At 59.8% G+C, this 18,821-nt stretch carries 23 protein-coding genes; 15 read left to right on the forward strand and 8 right to left on the reverse strand.

What is annotated here, in order from left to right; all coding sequences use genetic code 11:
• The first annotated feature begins 10 nt into the window (after positions 1-10).
• From SIC14_RS05835 to SIC14_RS05860, 6 genes are all read left to right on the forward strand, one after another.
• Complete coding sequence (locus SIC14_RS05835; protein ID WP_412564885.1) at positions 11-1,006, forward strand: Hsp33 family molecular chaperone HslO; 996 nt, start codon at positions 11-13, stop codon at positions 1,004-1,006.
• A complete protein-coding gene (locus SIC14_RS05840; RefSeq protein WP_412564886.1) occupies positions 993-1,604 on the forward strand; it encodes a CoA pyrophosphatase in 612 nt (203 codons plus the stop codon). Before SIC14_RS05835 ends, SIC14_RS05840 begins: the two co-directional genes overlap by 14 nt.
• Positions 1,601-2,782, forward strand: a complete 1,182-nt coding sequence (locus SIC14_RS05845; protein ID WP_412564887.1) for a CCA tRNA nucleotidyltransferase — start codon at positions 1,601-1,603, stop codon at positions 2,780-2,782. Before SIC14_RS05840 ends, SIC14_RS05845 begins: the two co-directional genes overlap by 4 nt.
• 200 nt (positions 2,783-2,982) lie before the next feature.
• Complete coding sequence (locus tag SIC14_RS05850) at positions 2,983-4,854, forward strand: ABC transporter ATP-binding protein (RefSeq protein WP_412564888.1); 1,872 nt, start codon at positions 2,983-2,985, stop codon at positions 4,852-4,854.
• A gap of 59 nt (positions 4,855-4,913) precedes the next feature.
• Complete coding sequence (locus SIC14_RS05855; protein WP_412564889.1) at positions 4,914-6,146, forward strand: class I SAM-dependent RNA methyltransferase; 1,233 nt, start codon at positions 4,914-4,916, stop codon at positions 6,144-6,146.
• A gap of 107 nt (positions 6,147-6,253) precedes the next feature.
• Entirely contained in the window at positions 6,254-6,754 is a 501-nt protein-coding gene (locus SIC14_RS05860) for a L,D-transpeptidase family protein (RefSeq protein WP_412564890.1), read from the forward strand.
• Positions 6,755-6,813: 59 nt separating this feature from the next.
• Here SIC14_RS05860 and SIC14_RS05865 read toward each other — a convergent pair whose 3' ends face one another.
• The gene (locus SIC14_RS05865; protein ID WP_412564891.1) at positions 6,814-7,344 is read right to left on the reverse strand and encodes a CAP domain-containing protein; all 531 of its coding nucleotides are present in this window, start codon (positions 7,342-7,344) and stop codon (positions 6,814-6,816) included.
• A gap of 167 nt (positions 7,345-7,511) precedes the next feature.
• Between SIC14_RS05865 and SIC14_RS05870 the strand changes: the two genes are divergently transcribed.
• Together SIC14_RS05870 and SIC14_RS05875 are read left to right on the forward strand one after the other, a co-directional pair.
• A complete protein-coding gene (locus SIC14_RS05870) occupies positions 7,512-8,126 on the forward strand; it encodes a L,D-transpeptidase (protein WP_412564892.1) in 615 nt (204 codons plus the stop codon).
• 152 nt (positions 8,127-8,278) lie between these two features.
• Positions 8,279-8,461, forward strand: a complete 183-nt coding sequence (locus tag SIC14_RS05875) for a hypothetical protein (protein WP_412564893.1) — start codon at positions 8,279-8,281, stop codon at positions 8,459-8,461.
• Positions 8,462-8,558: 97 nt separating this feature from the next.
• Here the strand turns inward: SIC14_RS05875 and hemH are convergent, their stop codons facing one another.
• Positions 8,559-9,623, reverse strand: a complete 1,065-nt coding sequence (gene hemH / locus SIC14_RS05880) for a ferrochelatase (RefSeq protein WP_412564894.1) — start codon at positions 9,621-9,623, stop codon at positions 8,559-8,561.
• Between the two features lie 93 nt (positions 9,624-9,716).
• On the reverse strand, positions 9,717-10,577 hold the full coding sequence (locus SIC14_RS05885; RefSeq protein ID WP_412564895.1) for a methyltransferase domain-containing protein: 861 nt from the start codon (positions 10,575-10,577) through the stop codon (positions 9,717-9,719).
• A gap of 30 nt (positions 10,578-10,607) precedes the next feature.
• Here SIC14_RS05885 and SIC14_RS05890 point away from each other — a divergent pair, with 30 nt between their 5' ends.
• From SIC14_RS05890 to SIC14_RS05905, 4 genes are read left to right on the forward strand one after another with little or no spacing between them, the layout of a single operon-like run.
• Positions 10,608-11,384: a ComF family protein gene (locus SIC14_RS05890; protein WP_412564896.1), complete on the forward strand. Its 777-nt coding sequence runs from the start codon at positions 10,608-10,610 to the stop codon at positions 11,382-11,384.
• Between the two features lie 17 nt (positions 11,385-11,401).
• The gene (gene grxC / locus SIC14_RS05895) at positions 11,402-11,659 is read left to right on the forward strand and encodes a glutaredoxin 3 (protein ID WP_412564897.1); all 258 of its coding nucleotides are present in this window, start codon (positions 11,402-11,404) and stop codon (positions 11,657-11,659) included.
• Positions 11,660-11,662: 3 nt separating this feature from the next.
• The gene (locus tag SIC14_RS05900; protein WP_412564898.1) at positions 11,663-12,499 is read left to right on the forward strand and encodes a carbon-nitrogen hydrolase family protein; all 837 of its coding nucleotides are present in this window, start codon (positions 11,663-11,665) and stop codon (positions 12,497-12,499) included.
• Positions 12,496-12,936: a MarR family winged helix-turn-helix transcriptional regulator gene (locus SIC14_RS05905; RefSeq protein ID WP_412564899.1), complete on the forward strand. Its 441-nt coding sequence runs from the start codon at positions 12,496-12,498 to the stop codon at positions 12,934-12,936. The genes SIC14_RS05900 and SIC14_RS05905 overlap by 4 nt, the downstream gene beginning before the upstream one ends.
• 3 nt (positions 12,937-12,939) lie before the next feature.
• Here the strand turns inward: SIC14_RS05905 and SIC14_RS05910 are convergent, their stop codons facing one another.
• From SIC14_RS05910 to ubiG, 3 genes are all read right to left on the reverse strand, one after another.
• A complete protein-coding gene (locus tag SIC14_RS05910) occupies positions 12,940-13,536 on the reverse strand; it encodes a hypothetical protein (protein ID WP_412564900.1) in 597 nt (198 codons plus the stop codon).
• A gap of 124 nt (positions 13,537-13,660) precedes the next feature.
• Complete coding sequence (locus SIC14_RS05915) at positions 13,661-13,963, reverse strand: YciI family protein (protein WP_412564901.1); 303 nt, start codon at positions 13,961-13,963, stop codon at positions 13,661-13,663.
• Positions 13,964-14,005: 42 nt separating this feature from the next.
• The gene (gene ubiG, locus SIC14_RS05920; protein ID WP_412564902.1) at positions 14,006-14,749 is read right to left on the reverse strand and encodes a bifunctional 2-polyprenyl-6-hydroxyphenol methylase/3-demethylubiquinol 3-O-methyltransferase UbiG; all 744 of its coding nucleotides are present in this window, start codon (positions 14,747-14,749) and stop codon (positions 14,006-14,008) included.
• Positions 14,750-14,798: 49 nt separating this feature from the next.
• On the opposite strand from ubiG, the gene pip reads away from it, so the two are divergent.
• Both pip and SIC14_RS05930 read left to right on the forward strand, forming a co-directional pair.
• The gene (pip, locus tag SIC14_RS05925) at positions 14,799-15,782 is read left to right on the forward strand and encodes a prolyl aminopeptidase (RefSeq protein WP_412564903.1); all 984 of its coding nucleotides are present in this window, start codon (positions 14,799-14,801) and stop codon (positions 15,780-15,782) included.
• Between the two features lie 108 nt (positions 15,783-15,890).
• Positions 15,891-16,514, forward strand: coding sequence for a CDGSH iron-sulfur domain-containing protein (locus SIC14_RS05930; protein WP_412564904.1), 624 nt, complete (start codon positions 15,891-15,893; stop codon positions 16,512-16,514).
• Here the strand turns inward: SIC14_RS05930 and SIC14_RS05935 are convergent.
• Complete coding sequence (locus SIC14_RS05935; RefSeq protein ID WP_412564905.1) at positions 16,455-17,192, reverse strand: hypothetical protein; 738 nt, start codon at positions 17,190-17,192, stop codon at positions 16,455-16,457. The genes SIC14_RS05930 and SIC14_RS05935 overlap by 60 nt on opposite strands.
• A gap of 99 nt (positions 17,193-17,291) precedes the next feature.
• Positions 17,292-17,996, reverse strand: a complete 705-nt coding sequence (locus SIC14_RS05940; protein ID WP_412564906.1) for a hypothetical protein — start codon at positions 17,994-17,996, stop codon at positions 17,292-17,294.
• 229 nt (positions 17,997-18,225) lie between these two features.
• Between SIC14_RS05940 and rimP the strand changes: the two genes are divergently transcribed.
• Positions 18,226-18,819, forward strand: coding sequence for a ribosome maturation factor RimP (gene rimP, locus SIC14_RS05945; RefSeq protein ID WP_412564907.1), 594 nt, complete (start codon positions 18,226-18,228; stop codon positions 18,817-18,819).
• The last annotated feature ends 2 nt before the right edge of the window (positions 18,820-18,821 follow it).

The following is an 18,821-nucleotide window of genomic DNA, read 5'->3' on the forward strand; positions in this document are numbered from 1 at the left end:
AGGAAATCCCATGACACTTGGATCGAAACTCGCCTGGGACGACACCGTTCTGCCGTTCCAGCTGGACAACTCTGATATTCGTGGTCGTGTCGCGCGGCTCGACGGTGTGCTCAGCAATGTGCTGAAGCAACATGACTATCCCGCCGTGGTCGAAGCGCTGGTCGCCGAAATGGCGCTGCTGACGGCATTGATCGGTCAGACTGTGAAGCTGCGCTGGAAACTGTCCCTACAGGTACAGTCGGATGGACCGGTGCGGATGATCGCCACCGATTACTACGGCCCCACGGATGATGGAGAGCCTGCGCGCATTCGGGCCTATGCCAGTTTCGATGAAAGCCGGCTGAGCGACGCCAGCCCGTTTGAACATCTGGGCAAAGGCTACTTTGCCATCATGATCGATCAGGGCCAGAACATGACGCCCTATCAGGGGCTGACCCCGCTGGCGGGCAAGTCGCTGTCGGAATGTGCCGAAAGCTATTTTGCCCAGTCCGAGCAGCTGCCAACCCGTTTCCAACTGTCCTTTGGTCAGTCGATTGAGCCCGGTGTGGGCGAACACTGGCGTGCGGGCGGCGTGATGTTGCAGCACATGCCGAAAGCCTCGCCCTTTGCCAAAGGCGAAGAGGCCAGTGGCGAAGGTGGATTGCTGCAGGCGCAGGATCTGGTGGACGGCGAAGACGGCGAGAACTGGAACCGCGTGAATATCCTGCTCGACTCGGTCGAAGAGCTGGAGCTGATCGGCCCACAGGTGACCCTCACCGATCTGCTGACCCGCCTGTTCCACGAAGAACAGCCGCGTGTCTTTGATGTGCAACAGATCAAATTCGGTTGTACCTGTTCGGAAGATCGCGTGCGTCAATCGCTGTCGATTTATTCGGCCAAGGACATCGAAAAGATGACCACAGATGCGGGGCGGGTGACGGCGGATTGCCAATTCTGTGGCGCCCATTACGATCTGGATCCGAAATCGGTCGGGATGGAGGCAACCAAGGCCAATGGCACCGCTTAACCCTGCCGACCCGTCTCTGGATCGGGTGATCTCTGCGTTGTCTCGTACCGGCGCAGAGTCCTCGGACTTTGATCTCAATCCCGATGTGGTGCTGCCCGCGGGCCGTGTGTTGCGGCCGGCGGCGGTGCTGGTGGGTCTGATCGATCGCGGGGCGGGGCTGCATGTGGTGCTGACCAAACGGTCTTCGCGATTGAAACACCATCCCGGCCAGATCGCCTTTCCGGGGGGTAAGGTGGATGCAGGTGACGCGGATGTCACTGCCGCCGCGTTGCGCGAGGCCTGGGAAGAGGTTGGGCTGCGCCCGGAACAGGTTGAGGTTCTGGGCCATCTGCCCGCCCATGAAACCGTCACTAGCTTCACGGTGACGCCGGTTTTGGGCCTGATCAGAGACGGGTTTGACCCCGTTGCCGAACCCGGCGAGGTGGAAGAGGTCTTTGAGGTGCCGCTGGCGCATCTGGCGGATCCGGCGAATTATCTGGTGCAGTCGCGGCGCTGGCGGGGACAACGCCGCTATTACCACACGGTCCCCTGGGGGCCTTATTACATCTGGGGCGCTACCGCGCGGATGCTGCGTGGTCTGGCGGAGCGGATGGCATGAACGATGCCCCAAAGATCACCGGCGATTGGTTGACCAATCCTGTCACACAGGCGGTCTGCGCCATGTTGAACGACGCGGGCTATCAGGCCCATTTTGTCGGTGGCTGTGTGCGCAACGCTCTGCTTGGGGCGGTGGTCAGCGATATGGACATCTCCACCGATGCGCGGCCTGACCGAGTGGTGGAACTGGCCAGGGCGGCGGGGCTGAAGGCTATTCCCACGGGGATTGATCATGGCACCATCACGGTGGTTTCGGGTCAAATCCCGCATGAAATCACCACCTATCGCAAAGATGTCGAAACCGATGGGCGCCGCGCGGTGGTTGCTTTTGCCGACACGATGGAAGAGGACGCGCACCGCCGCGACTTTACCATGAACGCGCTTTATTGTGACGCATCAGGGCAGGTCGTGGACCCGCTGGGGCAAGGTCTGGCCGATCTTGCCGCGCGCCATTTGCGGTTCATAGATGATCCCGACATGCGCATCCGCGAAGATTACCTGCGCAGCTTGCGGTTTTTCCGGTTTCACGCCTGGTACGGCGATCAGGACGCCGGTCCTGACCCAGAGGCTTTGGCAGCCATAGCCGCGAATTTGGCTGGAATAGAGACGCTTTCTAAGGAGAGGGTGGGGGCCGAACTGGTCAAACTGCTTGCCGCGCCCGAACCGCAACAGGCGGTGGCCACAATGCGCCAGTCTGGCGTTTTGGCGATGGTCTTAGGCGGCGCTGATGACCGTGCGCTGGCCCCTCTGGTGCATCTGGAACAACAGGCCGGTATCGCGCCGGACGGGCTGCGCCGGCTTGCGGCGCTGGGAGGTGAACGCGACGGGCATGGGGTGGCGCGCGGGCTGCGTCTGTCCAATGCGCAGGGCAAGCAGCTGGCGCTTTATCGGGACCATATCGGGACGACAGAGGGGTCAGGGGCGCTGGGCTATCACCATGGGGCTGCATTGGCCAAGGATATCCTGTTGCTGCGCGCCGCAATGTTGGAAATGCCGATGACCCACGGCAGCTTTGCCGCGGCTGAACGCGGGGCAACGGCAACCTTTCCAGTCAAAGCCGCGGATCTGATGGACCGGTTCCAAGGCAAGGCGCTGGGCGATGCGCTGCGGCGGCTGGAACGCCATTGGATCGACGCGGAATTCAGGCCAAGCCGTAGTCAGCTGCTTGCGGAAATCTGACGGGTCGCGCTTTGCCCCCTTGCCCTTTCGGGTTGGGTGCTATCTCTTGCAGTCGTTAACACGCCATTTACGTTTCCAAGCAAGGCAGGTCGCCTGGTCCGTGCGCAGTACTGCGCGCCGCTACGTCACCCACCGCATTTTCCTTGACGATCTTGGCCCCGAAATCCGCCCTGTTGTTGCCCCTGTTGAAGGTGTCTGTTTTGTCGCTCCTCTCCCGTCTTAATCTGATTGACCCGTTCAAACCTGCCGACACGCCGCCGCCCGAAACCCTGCTGGCCTTTGTGCGCTGGTCGCTGAGCGGCACCGGTCCGATCCTGCTGTTTGCCTTTGTCGTTGCCAGCATTGGCGGCGGGTTGGATGCAGCAACGGCCTATCTGCTGGGACAGGTGATTGACTCGGCCGCTGCCAGCACACCGGATGCGTACTTCAGCGAAAACATGGTGCTGGTGCTCTTTGGTCTTGCCTTCTTTGTGGTGCTGCGGCCGTTCTTTCTGGGGCTGTCGGCGCTGACAACGGGCTACATCGTGGCACCCAATGTCAGCCCGATGATACTGTCGCGGCTGCACCGCTGGACGCTGGGGCAGTCGGTGGATTTCTTCGACAATGATTTCGCTGGCCGGATTGCCCAGAAACAGATGCAGACCGCCAATGCGCTGACGCAGGTGGTGGTGGAGATCCTGCATGTGGTCGCCTTTGCCTTTGCCGCCGCGTTTGGCAGTTTTGTCCTGCTGATGGCAATCGACTGGCGGATTGCTCTGATCTTTTTGTGCTGGTTTGGGGTCTATGTGGCGGTCTTACGGTTCTTCCTGCCGCGGGTGCGGACAAGGGCCAAGAAACGGGCAGCGGCGCGCGCCACGGTCACTGGTCAAGTAGTGGACACGGTGACCAATATCAAAACTGTGAAGCTGTTTGCCCATGCCGATCACGAAGACCGCGCCGCGTTGGATACGATGCGGGACTATCGCACTGTGTCGCTGGGCTTTGGCAGTTTCGCGGCGCTGTTCCGCACCGTGTTGATGCTGGTTGGCGGGCTGTTGCCGGTGCTGCTGGTTGGCGGCGCTTTGTGGTTCTGGACCAAGGGGCAGGCATCGCCCGGCGATATCGTCGCCGCGGGCGCGGTGTCGCTGCGTCTGGCGCAGATGACGGGGTGGTTCAGTTTTGCCCTGATGGGCATCTACGCCAGCATCGGCGAGGTTGAAGATGGGGTGAAAACCCTGACCAAACGTGACCGTCTGGAGGATGCGCCGGATGCAACCGAGCTGCAGGTGTCGCAGGGCGAGATTGCGTTCAACAACGTCAGCTTTGCCTACGGGCGTGAAATCGGCGGGGTGAGCGGCGTTGGGCTGACCATCAAACCGGGTGAGAAACTAGGCATCGTTGGGGCCTCCGGGGCGGGGAAATCGACCTTGGTTTCGCTGTTGCTGCGGCTCTACGATGCAGAAGAGGGCGGCGTGTCTGTGGACGGGCAGGACTTGCGCAGCGTGACACAAGAAAGCCTGCGGCGTCAGATCGGGATGGTCACGCAGGAAACCGCGATGTTCAACCGCTCGGCGCGGGACAATATCCTTTATGGGCGGCCCGAAGCATCGGAGGCGGATCTGATCGCCGCTGCCGAACAGGCCGAGGCACATCTGTTCATTCAAGGCCTGCGCGACGGCGATGGTCGCGAAGGCTATGATGCGTTTCTGGGGGAACGTGGTGTAAAGCTCTCGGGCGGGCAGCGGCAGCGGATTGCACTGGCGCGCGCCATTTTGAAAGACGCGCCCATTCTGGTGCTGGATGAGGCCACCTCGGCCCTGGACAGTGAGGTGGAGGCCGCAATTCAGACCGCATTGGAACGGGTGATGCAGGGCAAAACAGTTTTGGCAATTGCCCACCGCCTGTCCACCATTTCACAGATGGATCGCATCATCGTGCTGGATCAGGGTCGCATTGTCGAAGAAGGCAGCCACGAAGATCTGCTGGCACAAAAGGGTCTCTACGCCCGCTACTGGGACCGTCAATCCGGTGGTTTCCTGGGCGCGGATGAAGCGGCGGGGCGCTCAGGCGATCGGACAGAGGCCGCCGAATGAGCCGCCGCAACGTGCAATAAGGGCTAGTGCAAGCGGGGCGCTTTGGCTATGAGCGCCCCATGCAAACATATCAGATCACACGTTTGGGCCATCAAGGCGATGGCATTGCGCACACCGACAGCGGACCGGTCTTTGCACCGATAACCCTGCCGGGCGAAGAGGTCACGGGCACATTGGACGGCCAGCGGCTGCGCGACGTGCGGATTGTGACCCCCTCCGAGGATCGTGTTGCGGCCCCTTGCCGGCATTACAAAAGCTGCGGTGGCTGCCAGCTGCAGCATGCCTCGGATGATTACGTGGCGGACTGGAAAACCACTGTGGTGCAGCAGGCACTCGCGGCTCAGGGGCTGGAGGCAGAGTTCCGCCCGATCCTGACCTCGCCACCCCAGACCCGCCGCCGCGCCAGCCTGTCAGTGCGCCGCACCAAAAAGGCGGCGATGGCCGGATTCCACGCCAAAGGCTCGGATGTGATTGTGCAGGTGCCGGAGTGTCAGTTGCTGCATCCTGAATTGGTGCAGGCAACGACTGTGGCTGAAAAGCTGGCCACCATCGGTGGCAGCCGTAAGGGCGAGCTGAGCGTGTTGGCCACCATGTCTGAAACCGGTCTTGATCTGGCCGTGACTGGCGGCAAACCGCTGGACGAACAGCTGCGCATCTCCCTGTCGGCGGAAGTGGAAGCCTTCCGTCTTGCCCGTCTCAGCTGGGACGATGAGGTGGTGGGTCAACGCGAACCCCCGCTGCAAAGTTTTGGCGCCGCGAAGGTGGCCCCGCCCTCGGGCGCGTTCCTGCAGGCAACGCCGCAGGGGGAACTGGACCTGCTGACGGCGGTGCAGGAAATTGTCGGCAATGCCAAACATGTGACCGATCTCTTTGCGGGCTGCGGCACCTTTGCGCTGCCACTGGCCGCCAATGCTGAGGTGCACGCGGTCGAAGGTGAGAAGGCGATGATGGCCGCGCTGGATCTGGGTTGGCGTCGCGCGCAGGGGTTGAAGAAAGTGACCCATGAGCCCCGCGACCTGTTCCGCCGCCCCTTGATGCCGGATGAGCTGGAAAAGACCGATGCGGTGGTCATCGACCCGCCGCGCGCCGGGGCTGAGGCGCAGGTGCGTGAACTGGCAGAATCACAGGTTCCGGTCATCGCGTTTGTGTCCTGCAACCCGGTGACCTTCGCGCGGGATGCGAAGATCCTGACGGATGGAAATTACCAGTTGCACTGGGTGCAGGTGGTGGACCAATTCCGCTGGTCGTCCCATGTGGAACTGGTGGCAAAATTCACGCGCAAAGGTATATGAGGCCTTTTTTCATGCGGTTTGCGCTACGACTGCGGGCAAAAATGGTGTAGGGTCGCTCGCAGAAAAGACGACCACGACCAAAAGAATACACCCTGAGGCAAGCAGACATGCGGACATTGAAACTGGCGGTATTTGCCGCGGCGCTTATGGCGCTCGCGGCCTGTAGCTCGGGCTCGAAGTTCCGCAGCTATAACGGCCCCGAAGTGACCCGGATCATCGTGCAGAAAAGCGATCGAATGATGTATCTGATGCATCACGACAAGGTGCTGCGCTCGTTTGATATTGGTCTGGGCTTTGCCCCCGAAGGTGACAAGCTGCGCGAAGGCGACGGGAAAACGCCCGAAGGCAATTACTTCATCAACCGTCGCAATCCGAACAGCCAGTTCCACCTCTCGGTTGGGATCAACTATCCGGCGTCACATGACCGCGCCGAAGCGGCCCGTGCAGGTGTCAGCCCCGGTGGCGACATCTTTATCCACGGCCGCCCCAAGAAATACCGCAATGGGATCCGCGACTGGACTGCTGGCTGCATCGCCGTCACCGACCGCGAGGTCGAACTGATCTACGCCATGGTCAAAAACGGCACCCCGATCACGATCAATCCGTAACCGGTACGCACAAAAAAGGCGCCTCGCGGGCGCCTTTTTCTCTTGAGAGTGTGATCAAATCACAGCGCGGTGGCCTGAGCGCCTTTGCCCAGCACCAGCGTCCACCAGATCTTGCCGTTGACTTCCTGATGCCAGGAGAACCCCATGTCGACAGCAGTTGGGTCAAGGATCACCCGGCGGGTGTCGGGCTGTTCCATCCAGGCGCTCAAGGTTTCCAGTTCGGTCTCATAGGTTTCCGAGATGTTTTCGCCGGCCAGACCACCGGTGTAGCCAACCCGTGCCACCCGCTCCAGCGGGGAGGAGCCGTCGGAGCCGAAATGCCAGGGGCGGTTTTGCACCGACATGTCGCGCGCATGGGTGGCGGCGGCTGCGTTCAGCTGGGCGTTCAGCTCCACCGGGCCGGCGCCGGCGGCCTGACGCAGTGCGTTCACCGAATCCAGCATCCGGAACTGAATGGCAGAGGCTTCGCTGGCGCGAATACGGTAAAGCTGCGGCAGGGGTTTGCCGTCAGGGCCCAGTTGCACCGTGGTTTCGGTACAGGCGGCAAGGGTAAAGACGGAAAGGACAATAAGGCAAAGAAAGCGCAGCATTTTGATACCTGAAGTTTGGGTTCCCTGACCTCTACTTGCATGTGCGTTGCGTTTCAAACCCACATCCACGTGATTGCATGTGATGACGTCTGTTTGATTTGCGACTGCGGCATTCCCGCCATAATATCTGCGCAAATGCAGCCAATAGGGGCTGAGGAGAACGTATTATGTCGCAAGATACCACATTTAAACTGAACCGTCGTCGCTTCCTGGCGGGCAGCGCGGCGCTGATTGGCACCCCGGCCCTGGCGCAGGAAACCACTGGCATTCCGGACCCGACCAACACCGTTGAGATCGAAAAAGACGTGTCGCAGACTGTGCGGCGCAACATCTCCAGCTTCCGGTCGCTGGATTGGCGGCCCTATTTCAGCAGCCTGCGCAAAGGTGCCATCCTGGTCGATATCGACTCGCGTGCGCTGCATTACTGGTCCGAAGACGGCGAAACCTACAAGCTCTACCCCTCCAGCGTGCCGCTGACCGAAGATCTGACCCGCCGCGGCCGCACCTCGGTGATCCGCAAAGTGGAAGGCCCCAGCTGGCGCCCAACACCGTCGATGAAAAAGCGCAACCCCGAGTGGCCCGACTATATCGGCCCCGGGCCGGACAACCCACTGGGCACCCATGCGCTCTATCTCAGCTGGACCTATTACCGGATCCACGGCACGCATGACACGCGCAAGATCGGGCGTCGTTCGTCCAATGGTTGTATCGGCCTGTTCAACGAACATATCGCCGACCTGTTTGAACGCGCCAAAGTGGGCACACAAGTGTTGCTGATTTGACCACAAATCGCGCTAACACGCTGACGTGATGCTTTTTCTGCCTTTTCCCCGTTTGCAAAAACGGCGGAAAGGTGGATAGAGAAACCACACACTAACCCTTGAGGTCCGGGGTCAGGCAATTGAACAGTCCGGGCGTCTCTCTGGAGGATAATATGAAGAAAATCGCACTCGCCGCCGCTTTCACCGTTGCAGCCACCACCGCATTCGCTGGCGGCATGGACGCCCCTGTGATGGAGCCGGAAGTCATCGTTGAAACCGCCGCGTCCTCGTCGTCGGCTGGCATCATCGTACCGCTGGTTCTGCTGGCCATCGTTGCGGCAGCAGTTGCTGAATAATCTGTTTCGACAGAACAAGAATTTGAAAGGCGGTGGAATTGTCCACCGCCTTTTCTTTTGGTCAGAGCTGTTGAGTTGACGTTGGGCCGTGGCCGGATCAGCCGATCCAGCCTTTCAGGTTTTCATCAACGATACCTGCCAGCGCTTCCATATGGGCGGCGTCATCGTTGAGGCAGGGGATGTAGGTGAACTTCTCACCGCCCGCCTCTTCAAAGCTTTCTTTGATCTCTTCGTTGATCTCTTCCAGCGTCTCGATGCAATCGGCGGCAAAGGCCGGGGCCACAACGGCGATGTGTTTTTTGCCGTCTTCTTTGGCCAGCCGCGCCACCTCTTCCACGGTGTAGGGTTTCAGCCATTCTTCGGTGCCGAAAACCGACTGGAAGGTTGTTTTGATCTGGGTGTCATCCCAGCCCAGACGTTCTTTCAGCAGGCGGGTCTGTTTCTGGCATTTGCAGTGGTAGGGATCGCCCTGCATCAGATATCGCTTCGGCATTCCATGGTAGGACACCACCAGCATCTCAGGTTTGCTTTCCTCGGCGGCGTAGGCGCGTTCGATCGACTGGGCCAGCGCCTCGATATAGGCGGGGTTTTCGAAATAATCCTCGATGGTGCGGGCCGCGGGCTGACGTGTTTCCTTCATCAAGGCGCGGAAGAACTGGTCGTTTGCCGTGCCGGTGGTGGCGCCTGCGTACTGCGGGTAGAGCGGGAAAAACAGGATCTTGGTACAGCCTGCCGCCACCATCGCTTTGACCTTGGACTCCGTCGAAGGATTGCCGTAGCGCATGCAGTAATCCACCATGACCTGATCGCCATAGCGTGCCTGCATCAGCTCGGTCATGGCTTTGGTCTGATCCTTGGTGATTGTCAGCAGCGGGCTTTCATCGGCTTCATTGTTCCAGATCGACCGATACGCCGCGCCAGAGGTGAAGGGGCGTTTGGTCAGGATAATCAGCTGCAACAGCGGTTGCCATTTCCACGCTGGATAGTCGATCACCCGCTTGTCCGAGAGGAACTCGTTCAGGTAGCGGCGCATCGACCAGTAGTCGGTGGCATCCGGTGTGCCCAGATTGGCCAGAAGCACCCCGATCTTCGGGGCCGGCACCTTGGGGTGATCCGCCGCGGCGTGGTCAGGTTTGGTGGCGTTGGTCTGGGCATCCAGCATCATTTGCGTCCTTCGTCGGTCCTATCGTCATGCGCCTTTTTGCGCGGGTGGGCGCAGGCGTTCGTAAGGGACATAAACGGTTCAGGCCGCAGGTCAATCCGGCAGCTTGGTTTCCTGGGTGCCAAGGGCCTCAGCCAGACGCATTGTCGCAGATCCGGGCCGCAAAGGCTTGGGCTGGCTGTCATCTGGTGACCAGCCTGTGAGGAAGACCAACTCATAGGTGGCGTGGATCCGCCCCGCGGCATCGGCATGATGGTCCTGATAGATCTCGGCCGCGCGGCGCAGCACCGAAGGACGGGTTGGGTGCCGCAACCGGGCTTGCAGCGCATTGGCCTCGCCCATCGCGCGCAGATCCCGCATCAGATGAAAGGCGGTTTGATAGCTGACATCCAGCGCCAGATTGTCGGCCACCGGCAGGGCCAGATCGGACCGTTGCAACAGTGCCCCTAGATCGCGGATCTCGGCCATTGGCAACACGCGCGGCGACAGACCGCCGGCCTGCTCTACCTCGGCCTCTGCCAGGGCTGCGCGCAGTTGCGACAGGGTCTGCCCGCCAAAGCTGACCGCCAGAAAGAAACCGTCAGGCTGCAGGGCGCGGCGGCTTTGGATAATCTGGCCGACCGGATCATTGGCCCAATGCAGCGCCATCGCATGAATGACCAGATCAAACTGGCCAACCTCAAGGGCCAATACGTCGTCATCCGGCACAATCACCGCCTCAGGGAAGGCGGCCTGCCAGATTTTGGGGAAACCAGTTACAATGGCGGGTTTGGTAAAGGTTCTGTTAACCAGACTCAGCCGATGCTGAACCTCCTCAATCGCCGCCTCCTGCAAAAACAACGCAGGTGTGTCGGAACTCAAGGCCCGCTGCCGATTGCGCAACAGCGCTGCACGGTCGGTCAAGCGCGGGGTCTCGGATCCTGCGGCAGGAGAGGGCATTTGGAAATCAGTCATCTTTTGTCCACCTTTGGGAGCGTAGATAGAATGGCTTGGCCCGCATTACAAATCCCGCTGCGCCAACCGGCCTTTGTGACCCAGGCGATGCAAGTGGTTTACCCAACCCGTTGCCTTGGCTGCGGAACATTGGTGGAGGGGGCAGGGGGCCTTTGCCCCATCTGCTGGCGCGACACCCCTTTCATTGGGGGGCTGACCTGTGATTGTTGCGGCGTGCCCCTGCCGGGCGAATCTGACGGGGCCGAATATTGCGACGATTGCCTGTCCGCTGACCGCAGCTGGCAAAGGGGCCGCGCAGCACTGCTCTATGACGGGCAGGCGCGGCGTTTGGTGATGGCCCTGAAACATGGCGACCGGCTGGACATTGCGCCGGTGACTGCACGCTGGATGGCCCGGGTGGCGCAGCCGTTGCTGAGGCCGGAAACCCTGATCGCCCCTGTCCCGCTGCATTGGACCCGCATGCTGAAACGTCGGTTCAATCAGGCGGCGTTGCTGGCCGAAGCCGTGGCGCGGTATACCGGTCATGCCTATTGCCCTGACCTGCTGCAACGCGGCCGTGCCACCAAATCCACCAAAGGCCAGGGTCGCGCGGCCCGCTTTGCCGAGATGCAGGGTGCTTTCAAACTGCACCCGCGCCGCCGTCACCGGTTGATCGGTCGGCCAGTGCTTTTGGTGGACGATGTGATGACCACCGGTGCCACGCTGAACGCGGCCGCCGCCACCTGCCATGCAGCAGGCGCAAGCGACCTATCCGTTCTGTTACTGGCGCGCGCGGACAAATCCCCCTACATATCGTCTAAATCCTGAATGTAAGGGGAGCCGTCATGGCCCAGATCGAAATCTACACCTCGCCGCTCTGCGGTTTTTGCACCGCCGCCAAACGTCTGCTGACCCAAAAGGGCGCAGAGTTTACCGAGTTCAACGTGCTCACCGATCCGGCGCTGAAGCCTGCGATGATCGAACGCGCCGGTGGCCGCCGCACCGTGCCGCAGATCTTTATTGGCGACACCCATGTGGGCGGTTGCGATGACCTCTATGATCTGGAACGCTCCGGCGATCTGGACAAGCTGCTGGCGGCCTGACCCATGCAGACCCGCGCCGCGCTGGTGCAGCTGAACGCTTCTGATGATCCTTCCGCCAACCTGCCGGTGACGCAGGGCTTCCTGCGTGAAGCGGCGCTGGGCGGGGCGCAGTTTGTGCTGACGCCGGAGGTTACCAATTGCCTGTCGTCCTCGCGTCGGCATCAGCAAGAGGTGCTGCAGCATCAGGACGAGGACCTGACGCTGAAAGGTCTGCGCGAAACCGCCGCAGAGCTTGGGATCTGGCTGCTGATCGGCTCTCTGGCGCTGAAAACGGGGGATCCGGACGGGCGTTTTGCCAACCGGTCGTTTCTGATTGCACCCGATGGCAGCCTCAAAGCCTGGTACGACAAGATCCACATGTTTGACGTGCAGGTCACCCCGACCGAGACCTACCGCGAATCCGATGGTTACCGGCCCGGCACCCGTGCGGTCACTGCTGAAACGCCTTTTGGTAAGCTGGGTCTAACGATCTGTTACGACGTGCGCTTTCCTTATCTGCATCGCAAATTGGCAGATGACGGCGCCACCATCCTCACCGCGCCCGCTGCCTTCAGCCCGGTCACGGGCGCGGCCCATTGGGAACCGCTGCTGCGCGCCCGCGCGATTGAGAACACCGCCTATGTGCTGGCCCCCGGCCAATGCGGCAGCCATGACAGCCACAACGGCAAGCTGCGGAAAACCCACGGACATTCCATTGCGATCAGCCCCTGGGGCGAAGTTCTGGCCGAAGCGGGTGATGAGCCTTGCGTCACCTTTGTGGATCTTGATACCAGTGCGGTCGAAGAGGCCCGGCGGAAGGTTCCGTCCCTCACCCACACGCGAGAGTTTCAAGACCCGTGAGCACCGATCCATATCCTCTGGCCATTGCGCTGTTCAGTGAATTGCTGACGGCGGATCAGCTGGTGCGCAACCGGCTGTCCAAAGTGTTGCCCAAGGGCATGGAAATCTCTCATTTCTCGGTGCTGAACCAGCTGGCGCGTGTGGGCGATGAACGCTCGCCAGCACAATTGGCCAAAAGCTTCCACGTAACCCGTGGGGCGATGACCAACACGCTCAGCAAGCTGGAGTGGGCTGGCTACATCCACATCCGCCCTGATTGGGACGATGCACGCCGCAAGATGGTGGCGATCAGCCCCGCCGGTCGGCAGGCCCGCGATGCCGCGTTGGCCGCAATTTCCCCGATGATCAGCGAATTGGTCGGCGAGTTGGGTGAGGATAAGGTCCGCGCCGCCCTGCCCATCCTGCGCGAATTGCGTCTGAAACTGGAAGACGACTGATCCTCAAATGCGGTTTCTTGCTTGTCTTAGCTGATGAAACCTATTGTTCACCTGCGCTTGAGAAAGAGCGAGCTTCAGAGCGGAATGGCTGACCGGCGTTTTGATGGCCACATCGCAAAGAGCGAGGTCTTCCAGACCAAACAGGTTGCTCACGCGTTCTGAACTGATCTGAAGAACTGGAATATGTGGGAGCAAAGTACGAAGTGACGGCAGGGAGTCATTAATCCAATCGCTGTCGAGCGTTTCATCCAGAAAGAGCACAAGAAGCCCCCAATCCCGTGAATTTGTAACCAACAGGTTCAATGTGACGTCGAAGCAACTTGTATGCGCTACCTCCCCACCAAGTTTTTCCAAACCTTTGATGAGCGCTTCACCTGTTTCGCCCTCTGGAGTTAGTATCAGGATTGGCAGCTGTGGAGCAGAAGAACGTAATCCTGAGACTTTCCCGTTTTCACTTGTTTGAGGCGTAAAGCCCTGGTTCGAAGGGGGCGACAGATCCAAAAAGGTTTCTGCTGATTGGGGAACTCGCTCTGTTTCCTTGGGGTGTGTTTTACGCCGCGAGGCGAAGCGGCTTATAGGCCAGTTCGAGGGAAACTTCATATTCGAGAATTCTCATGGGTTGCATTGTGGTTTCACTCCTAGAGGCGAAACCACGCCCGGTCAGATCTCTGATGATGTAATTTCCTAACCTGATGGATAGGAAACTATCCCGATTACATAGGTGTTACCTAAGCACATCTGCCAGATTCCGCCCGATGAATTCCGTGACGTTGAGATTGATGATCCCTGCTTTTGAAAAAGGATCCTCAGACATCAGGGTTTCAATGGCTTGGCGCGTCGTACCTTGTGCGACGATTACACCCCCAGTGCGCGGTACCTTTGGTCCTGACGCCAAGAACACCCCAGCGTCAAAACCCTTCGCGATAAACTCCATGTGCGCATCGAGATGCGGTGCAACGGCATCCATTTCGACGATGTATTCAATGTCGATTACAAACAGATTGTGACCTTTGCGGACGAAACTCACTTTAAGGTTCTTTCGACGTTTCAATAATACTCAAATTCAATCTTACGGTTTCACGCTGGCGGTCACATAGTTCACCGACAGATCGCGGTCCGAGATTTTCCACTGCCAGCTGACAGGGTTAAAGACGAACCCCTTGCGATCGACGGCGTCCAGACCGGCGTTTTGGATCAGGTTGACCAGCTCGTCCGGGGTGATGAACTTGTGCCATTCATGGGTGCCCTTGGGCAGCCAGCGCATGATGTATTCCGCGCCAACAATCGCCATGGCAAAGCTTTTGGGATTGCGGTTGATGGTGGAGCAAATCATCAGCCCCCCCGGCTTCAGCAGTTGCTGACAGGCGGTCAGATAGGCCTGCGGATCGGCAACATGTTCCACCACTTCCATGTTCAGCACCACGTCAAACTGTTCGCCTGCTTCGGCCAGCGCTTCGGCAGTCACATTGCGATAGTCGATCGTCAGCCCCGATTGTTCCGCATGCACCTGCGCCACCGGAATGTTACCTGCCGCCGCATCTGCGCCCACCACGGTGGCGCCCAGACGGGCCATCGGTTCGCTCAGCAATCCGCCACCACAGCCAATGTCCAACAGCCGCAGCCCTTCAAAGGGGTGTTCGCTGCCCAGATCACGGCCAAACTCACCGGCGATCTGGCGAGTGATATAGTCCAACCGGCAGGGATTCATCAGATGCAGCGGTTTGAACTTGCCCTTGGGATCCCACCATTCTGCCGCCATAGCTTCGAACTTGGCAACTTCCGACGGGTCAACGGTGATCTGAGCGGCTTGCATTCTGCTCTCCATGTGCTCTTTTGATGTGGTGCCACTATATAGGACAGTTATGGACAGATTCTCGGGCCAAAAAAGCGCAGTGCATTATTTGCATCCGCCAATCGACCCCTATGACCAGCGTATGCTGGACGTGGGCGAGGGTCACAAGGTCTATTTAGAGCAGTCGGGCAATCCACATGGGGTCCCGGTTGTGGTTCTGCATGGCGGTCCGGGCGGTGGCTGTAGCCCTGCGATGCGGCGCTATTTCGATCCGCGCTATTACCGAATCATCCTGTTTGACCAGCGCGGCTGCGGGCGCTCTAGGCCGCATGCCTCGGTGGTGGACAACACCACCTGGCATCTGGTCCGCGATATCGAGTTGATCCGCCAGACGCTGGACATCGACAGCTGGTACGTCTTTGGCGGCAGCTGGGGGGCCACACTGGCGCTGATCTATGCCGAAGCCCATCCCGAGGCGGTCAAGGGTCTGGTCCTGCGCGGGGTGTTTCTGGCCACCCAGAAAGAGCTGGATTGGTTCTATGGCGGCGGCGCGGGTAAGTTTTGGCCGGAAACCTGGGCCCGTTTTGCTGATCTGATCCCAGCGGAAGAACATGGGGATTACATCGCCGCATATAACAAGCGGTTATTCTGCGGCGACCTCAGGGTGGAAACCCAATACGCCAAGGCCTGGGCACAATGGGAAAATGCCTTGGCCTCGGTCTATTCCAACGGCCATGGCGGCGACAGCCCGGGCGAATATGCGCGCGCCTTTTCGCGGTTGGAGAACCACTATTTCACCCATCGCGCCTTCCTGGAGGAGGACGGCCAGATTCTGCGGGATGTGGGCAAGATTGCCCACCTGCCGGGGGTTATTGTGCAGGGGCGCTATGACATGATCTGTCCACCCGATGCGGCCTGGAATCTGGCCCGGCTCTGGCCCAACGCCGATCTGCGGATGATCCGCAACGCCGGCCACGCGCTGAGCGAACCGGGCATCAGCGCCGAACTGGTGCGGGTGATGGATCAAATCGCCGAAGAGGGCGGGCTGGCGTAACGCCGCTGTCACTAGGCCGCTTCTTTTTCGTATTTCCTTTGCGTTGCTGCGCCCTAGGGTTTCCACTCAGGTGAGACATAGCCAATTGCCAGCTGAGGAGGTGTGGGAATGAGCCAGAAACCAACCGTTGAAGAACGTGAAAACGGTCCGCTTGTGGTCAAGGGCGTGACCCGCATGACTGGCCCCGACGGGGCGGAGGTTGCGGTCAAGGAGGTCATGGCGCTCTGTCGCTGTGGTCAGTCCAAAAACAAACCTTTCTGTGATGGTTCGCACAATGACGCGGGTTTCCAAAGCCGTGGCGGCACCCCGTCGGGGCGGGATCGGTTGATCGCCTATCCGGGTTCGGAGGTATCTGTCACCTACAACCCGTTGCTCTGTTCCCACGCGGCGGAGTGTGGTCGTTTGGCGAGCCATATCTTCAATCCGGCGCAGAAACCTTGGGTGCAGCCCGATAAAGGGACCGCCCAAGAAGTCCGCGCCGTGGTGGCGGCCTGTCCTTCTGGTGCTCTGGCGCTGGGCGATGTGGAGATACGGGAGCATTTGCAGGCGGATCGGGCGGAAATTGCGGTAGAGAAAAACGGCCCCTATTGGGTGCATGATGTCACCGCGCCGGTGCCGCCACAGGGCGAAGGCATGAGCGAGGCAAAATATGTGCTGTGCCGGTGTGGCCAGTCAGGGAACAAGCCGTTCTGCGACGGGTCCCATCGGGATCTGAAATGGCGCGACGACTGACGGGATTGGCAATGATGCGGGCGCTGGTTGGCGCAGCGCGGCCATGTCGCAGTGGTCTTTGACCAGCCAGCTGAGGCCAAAGGCCCAGATGCCCAGGGCTTCGATCCAGAAAACCACATTGTGATCGATCACAAATTGCCGTGCCGCGGCGGGGCCGGTGAGTTTGGCAACAGAGGCCAGCGTTGCCAACCCACCACCGCACAGGATCAACCAGCCACAGCGCTGGAACCACATGCGGGCTCTGGGTGCGGCATCAATGGGAAAGCGGATCAGGCAGAGGTAGGCCAAACCGCCAAGGAACAGGATGGCACAGAGGTAATGCCCCATCGCCGCCGCCTTTGTGCCGAGGAGCGTGCGCATCAAGCTGTCAGCGCCCGCGCCGCCTTCATTTGGCAGCAGTGCCACCCCAACGGCCGCCAGACCCGAAAGCGGGATCAGCCGGTCCAAACGGCAGCGCATTGGTTGGGTGCAAAGCACAATGCCGGTGGCAAACAACGCCCCCACAAACAGGTCACGCAGTGTGGAATGGTAGCAGTCACTGACCGAAGGCAGTACAGCCAGATCCGACGCCCAGCCGCCGCCGATCAACAGCACCGGCAGCGACAGGCCCAGATAGCCCAGCACCTGCCTGCAACGGTGATAGGCGTGCAGCATTTCCGTCGTCAGCTTGTCCGTCATCAACTTCTCCACCGCTTGCAAACCGGTCAGCGCAGCTTCGGGTGAAGACCGCTGCGTTAACCGGTCTCACGGTTTTCGGCAAAAGAGGTGAAGATCGGGTTAAGGCTTCGCACGCTTGCTCAGCAGCCCTTTGACCAGATCAAACTGCGCCCGGCCTTTGACCAGCCAGGAAATCCCAAAGGCTAGAATGCCGAAGGCTTCGATCCAGAAAATCAGCCGGATATCGGTGATCGCCTGTGACCAACCTGCCGGTCCTTTCAGTTTGATCAGGGACGCAACCGTTGCCAGAACGCCACCGCCAACAATGAACCAACCGCAGGCCAGATAGATCCGCCGCCGCATGGGTTTGGCGGTGCGGGCAAATTTCACCAGACAGAAATAGGCCAAGGTCCCAAGGAAAATAACGGCTGAGATGTAGTGGCCGGTTGCGGCCCAATCAAACCCCATCAGCTGTTGGCTCAGAGTTTCGGTCTGGTCGCGCCCACCGCCTTCGTTGGGAAACAGCGCCACGCCAAAGGCCGATAGACCCGCAAGCGTGGCGACGAAGTCATCGGAAAACCGCTCGCCGTCTTTCAGGGGATGGCCGCGATAGGAAATCAGAAAGACCCCGATGGCGAACAGGCAGCCGACAAAGATGTCGCGCATGATCGAATGATAATAGTCGCTGATGGAGGGCAGAATCCGCGATTCCGCCAGTAAGCCACCAAAGATCAGCACCAGGGGAAATCCAACCCCCAGCCCCCCCAGTGCCTGACGCACACGCAGGTAAGAAATCACCAGATCATCACGGGTCTGTTCGGGCATAAGGCACCTCTGAAATATCGTTTGGTTCTATGGCTCTGTGGTAGATCGAAACCGAGCCTCAGGACAAGCTTTCCTGTGGTCGTCTACGGGGACGGTAGGAACCGAAGCTGCAGGGCTTGATTTACCAAGGAAAGGGGCGTATATCGCCCTCAACAGCGGCGCGTCGGCAACGACGCTCCACCGGGAAAGATCGACGGGCCGCGCGCCCGTTTTTTTGTGTTTGGATGATATGACCAACGACTTGATAGCCAAAGCCGCCATGGATCGGCGCATCGCAGAAATCATCACCCCTGTCATTGAAGACATGGGGTTTGAACTGGTGCGGATCCGTCTGATGGGCGGTAAAACCGCGACCCTGCAAATCATGGCCGAGCGCCCTGAGGGCGGGATCGAAGTGGACGAATGTGCCAAGATCTCCACCGCTGTTTCGGCTGTGCTGGATGTCGAGGACCCGATTGTCGACCAGTATAACCTCGAAGTTTCGAGCCCGGGCATTGACCGGCCTTTGACCCGTCTCAAGGATTTTGAGACCTTTGAAGGCTATGAGATCAAGATTGAGACCACCGAGCTGATCGACGGCCAGCGCCGCTTCAAGGGCATGCTGGCAGGGGTCGAAGGCGAAGAGGTTCTGCTGAACCTCGAACGCGGCGACGAAGAAGTGACCGTAGGGCTGAACTTTGACTGGCTGTCTGACGCCAAGCTGGTTCTGACCGATGAGCTGATCAAGGAAATGCTGAAACAGCGCAAAGACGCTGGCCTGATCAACGAAGAAGAATTTGACGAGATTGAAACCGACGAATCCGGTTCTCAGGAGGATAAGTAAAG

The organism is Thalassobius sp. MITS945101 (assembly GCF_047123305.1).
Lineage (GTDB): Bacteria > Pseudomonadota > Alphaproteobacteria > Rhodobacterales > Rhodobacteraceae > Thalassobius.

Excerpts from the sequence above, each read along its gene's own strand:
- SIC14_RS05875 (WP_412564893.1), top strand. The coding sequence starts at position 8,279 with ATGAAGAAAATCGCACTCGCCGCCGCTTTCACCGTTGCAGCCACCACC.
- grxC (WP_412564897.1), top strand. The coding sequence starts at position 11,402 with ATGGCCCAGATCGAAATCTACACCTCGCCGCTCTGCGGTTTTTGCACC.
- SIC14_RS05870 (WP_412564892.1), top strand. The coding sequence starts at position 7,512 with ATGTCGCAAGATACCACATTTAAACTGAACCGTCGTCGCTTCCTGGCG.
- SIC14_RS05865 (WP_412564891.1), bottom strand. The coding sequence starts at position 7,344 with ATGCTGCGCTTTCTTTGCCTTATTGTCCTTTCCGTCTTTACCCTTGCC.
- ubiG (WP_412564902.1), bottom strand. The coding sequence starts at position 14,749 with ATGCAAGCCGCTCAGATCACCGTTGACCCGTCGGAAGTTGCCAAGTTC.
- SIC14_RS05910 (WP_412564900.1), bottom strand. The coding sequence starts at position 13,536 with ATGAAGTTTCCCTCGAACTGGCCTATAAGCCGCTTCGCCTCGCGGCGT.
- SIC14_RS05860 (WP_412564890.1), top strand. The coding sequence starts at position 6,254 with ATGCGGACATTGAAACTGGCGGTATTTGCCGCGGCGCTTATGGCGCTC.
- rimP (WP_412564907.1), top strand. The coding sequence starts at position 18,226 with ATGACCAACGACTTGATAGCCAAAGCCGCCATGGATCGGCGCATCGCA.
- SIC14_RS05835 (WP_412564885.1), top strand. The coding sequence starts at position 11 with ATGACACTTGGATCGAAACTCGCCTGGGACGACACCGTTCTGCCGTTC.
- hemH (WP_412564894.1), bottom strand. The coding sequence starts at position 9,623 with ATGCTGGATGCCCAGACCAACGCCACCAAACCTGACCACGCCGCGGCG.
- SIC14_RS05855 (WP_412564889.1), top strand. The coding sequence starts at position 4,914 with ATGCAAACATATCAGATCACACGTTTGGGCCATCAAGGCGATGGCATT.
- SIC14_RS05840 (WP_412564886.1), top strand. The coding sequence starts at position 993 with ATGGCACCGCTTAACCCTGCCGACCCGTCTCTGGATCGGGTGATCTCT.
- SIC14_RS05935 (WP_412564905.1), bottom strand. The coding sequence starts at position 17,192 with ATGACGGACAAGCTGACGACGGAAATGCTGCACGCCTATCACCGTTGC.
- SIC14_RS05930 (WP_412564904.1), top strand. The coding sequence starts at position 15,891 with ATGAGCCAGAAACCAACCGTTGAAGAACGTGAAAACGGTCCGCTTGTG.
- SIC14_RS05885 (WP_412564895.1), bottom strand. The coding sequence starts at position 10,577 with ATGACTGATTTCCAAATGCCCTCTCCTGCCGCAGGATCCGAGACCCCG.
- SIC14_RS05940 (WP_412564906.1), bottom strand. The coding sequence starts at position 17,996 with ATGCCCGAACAGACCCGTGATGATCTGGTGATTTCTTACCTGCGTGTG.
- SIC14_RS05845 (WP_412564887.1), top strand. The coding sequence starts at position 1,601 with ATGAACGATGCCCCAAAGATCACCGGCGATTGGTTGACCAATCCTGTC.
- SIC14_RS05900 (WP_412564898.1), top strand. The coding sequence starts at position 11,663 with ATGCAGACCCGCGCCGCGCTGGTGCAGCTGAACGCTTCTGATGATCCT.
- SIC14_RS05890 (WP_412564896.1), top strand. The coding sequence starts at position 10,608 with ATGGCTTGGCCCGCATTACAAATCCCGCTGCGCCAACCGGCCTTTGTG.
- pip (WP_412564903.1), top strand. The coding sequence starts at position 14,799 with ATGGACAGATTCTCGGGCCAAAAAAGCGCAGTGCATTATTTGCATCCG.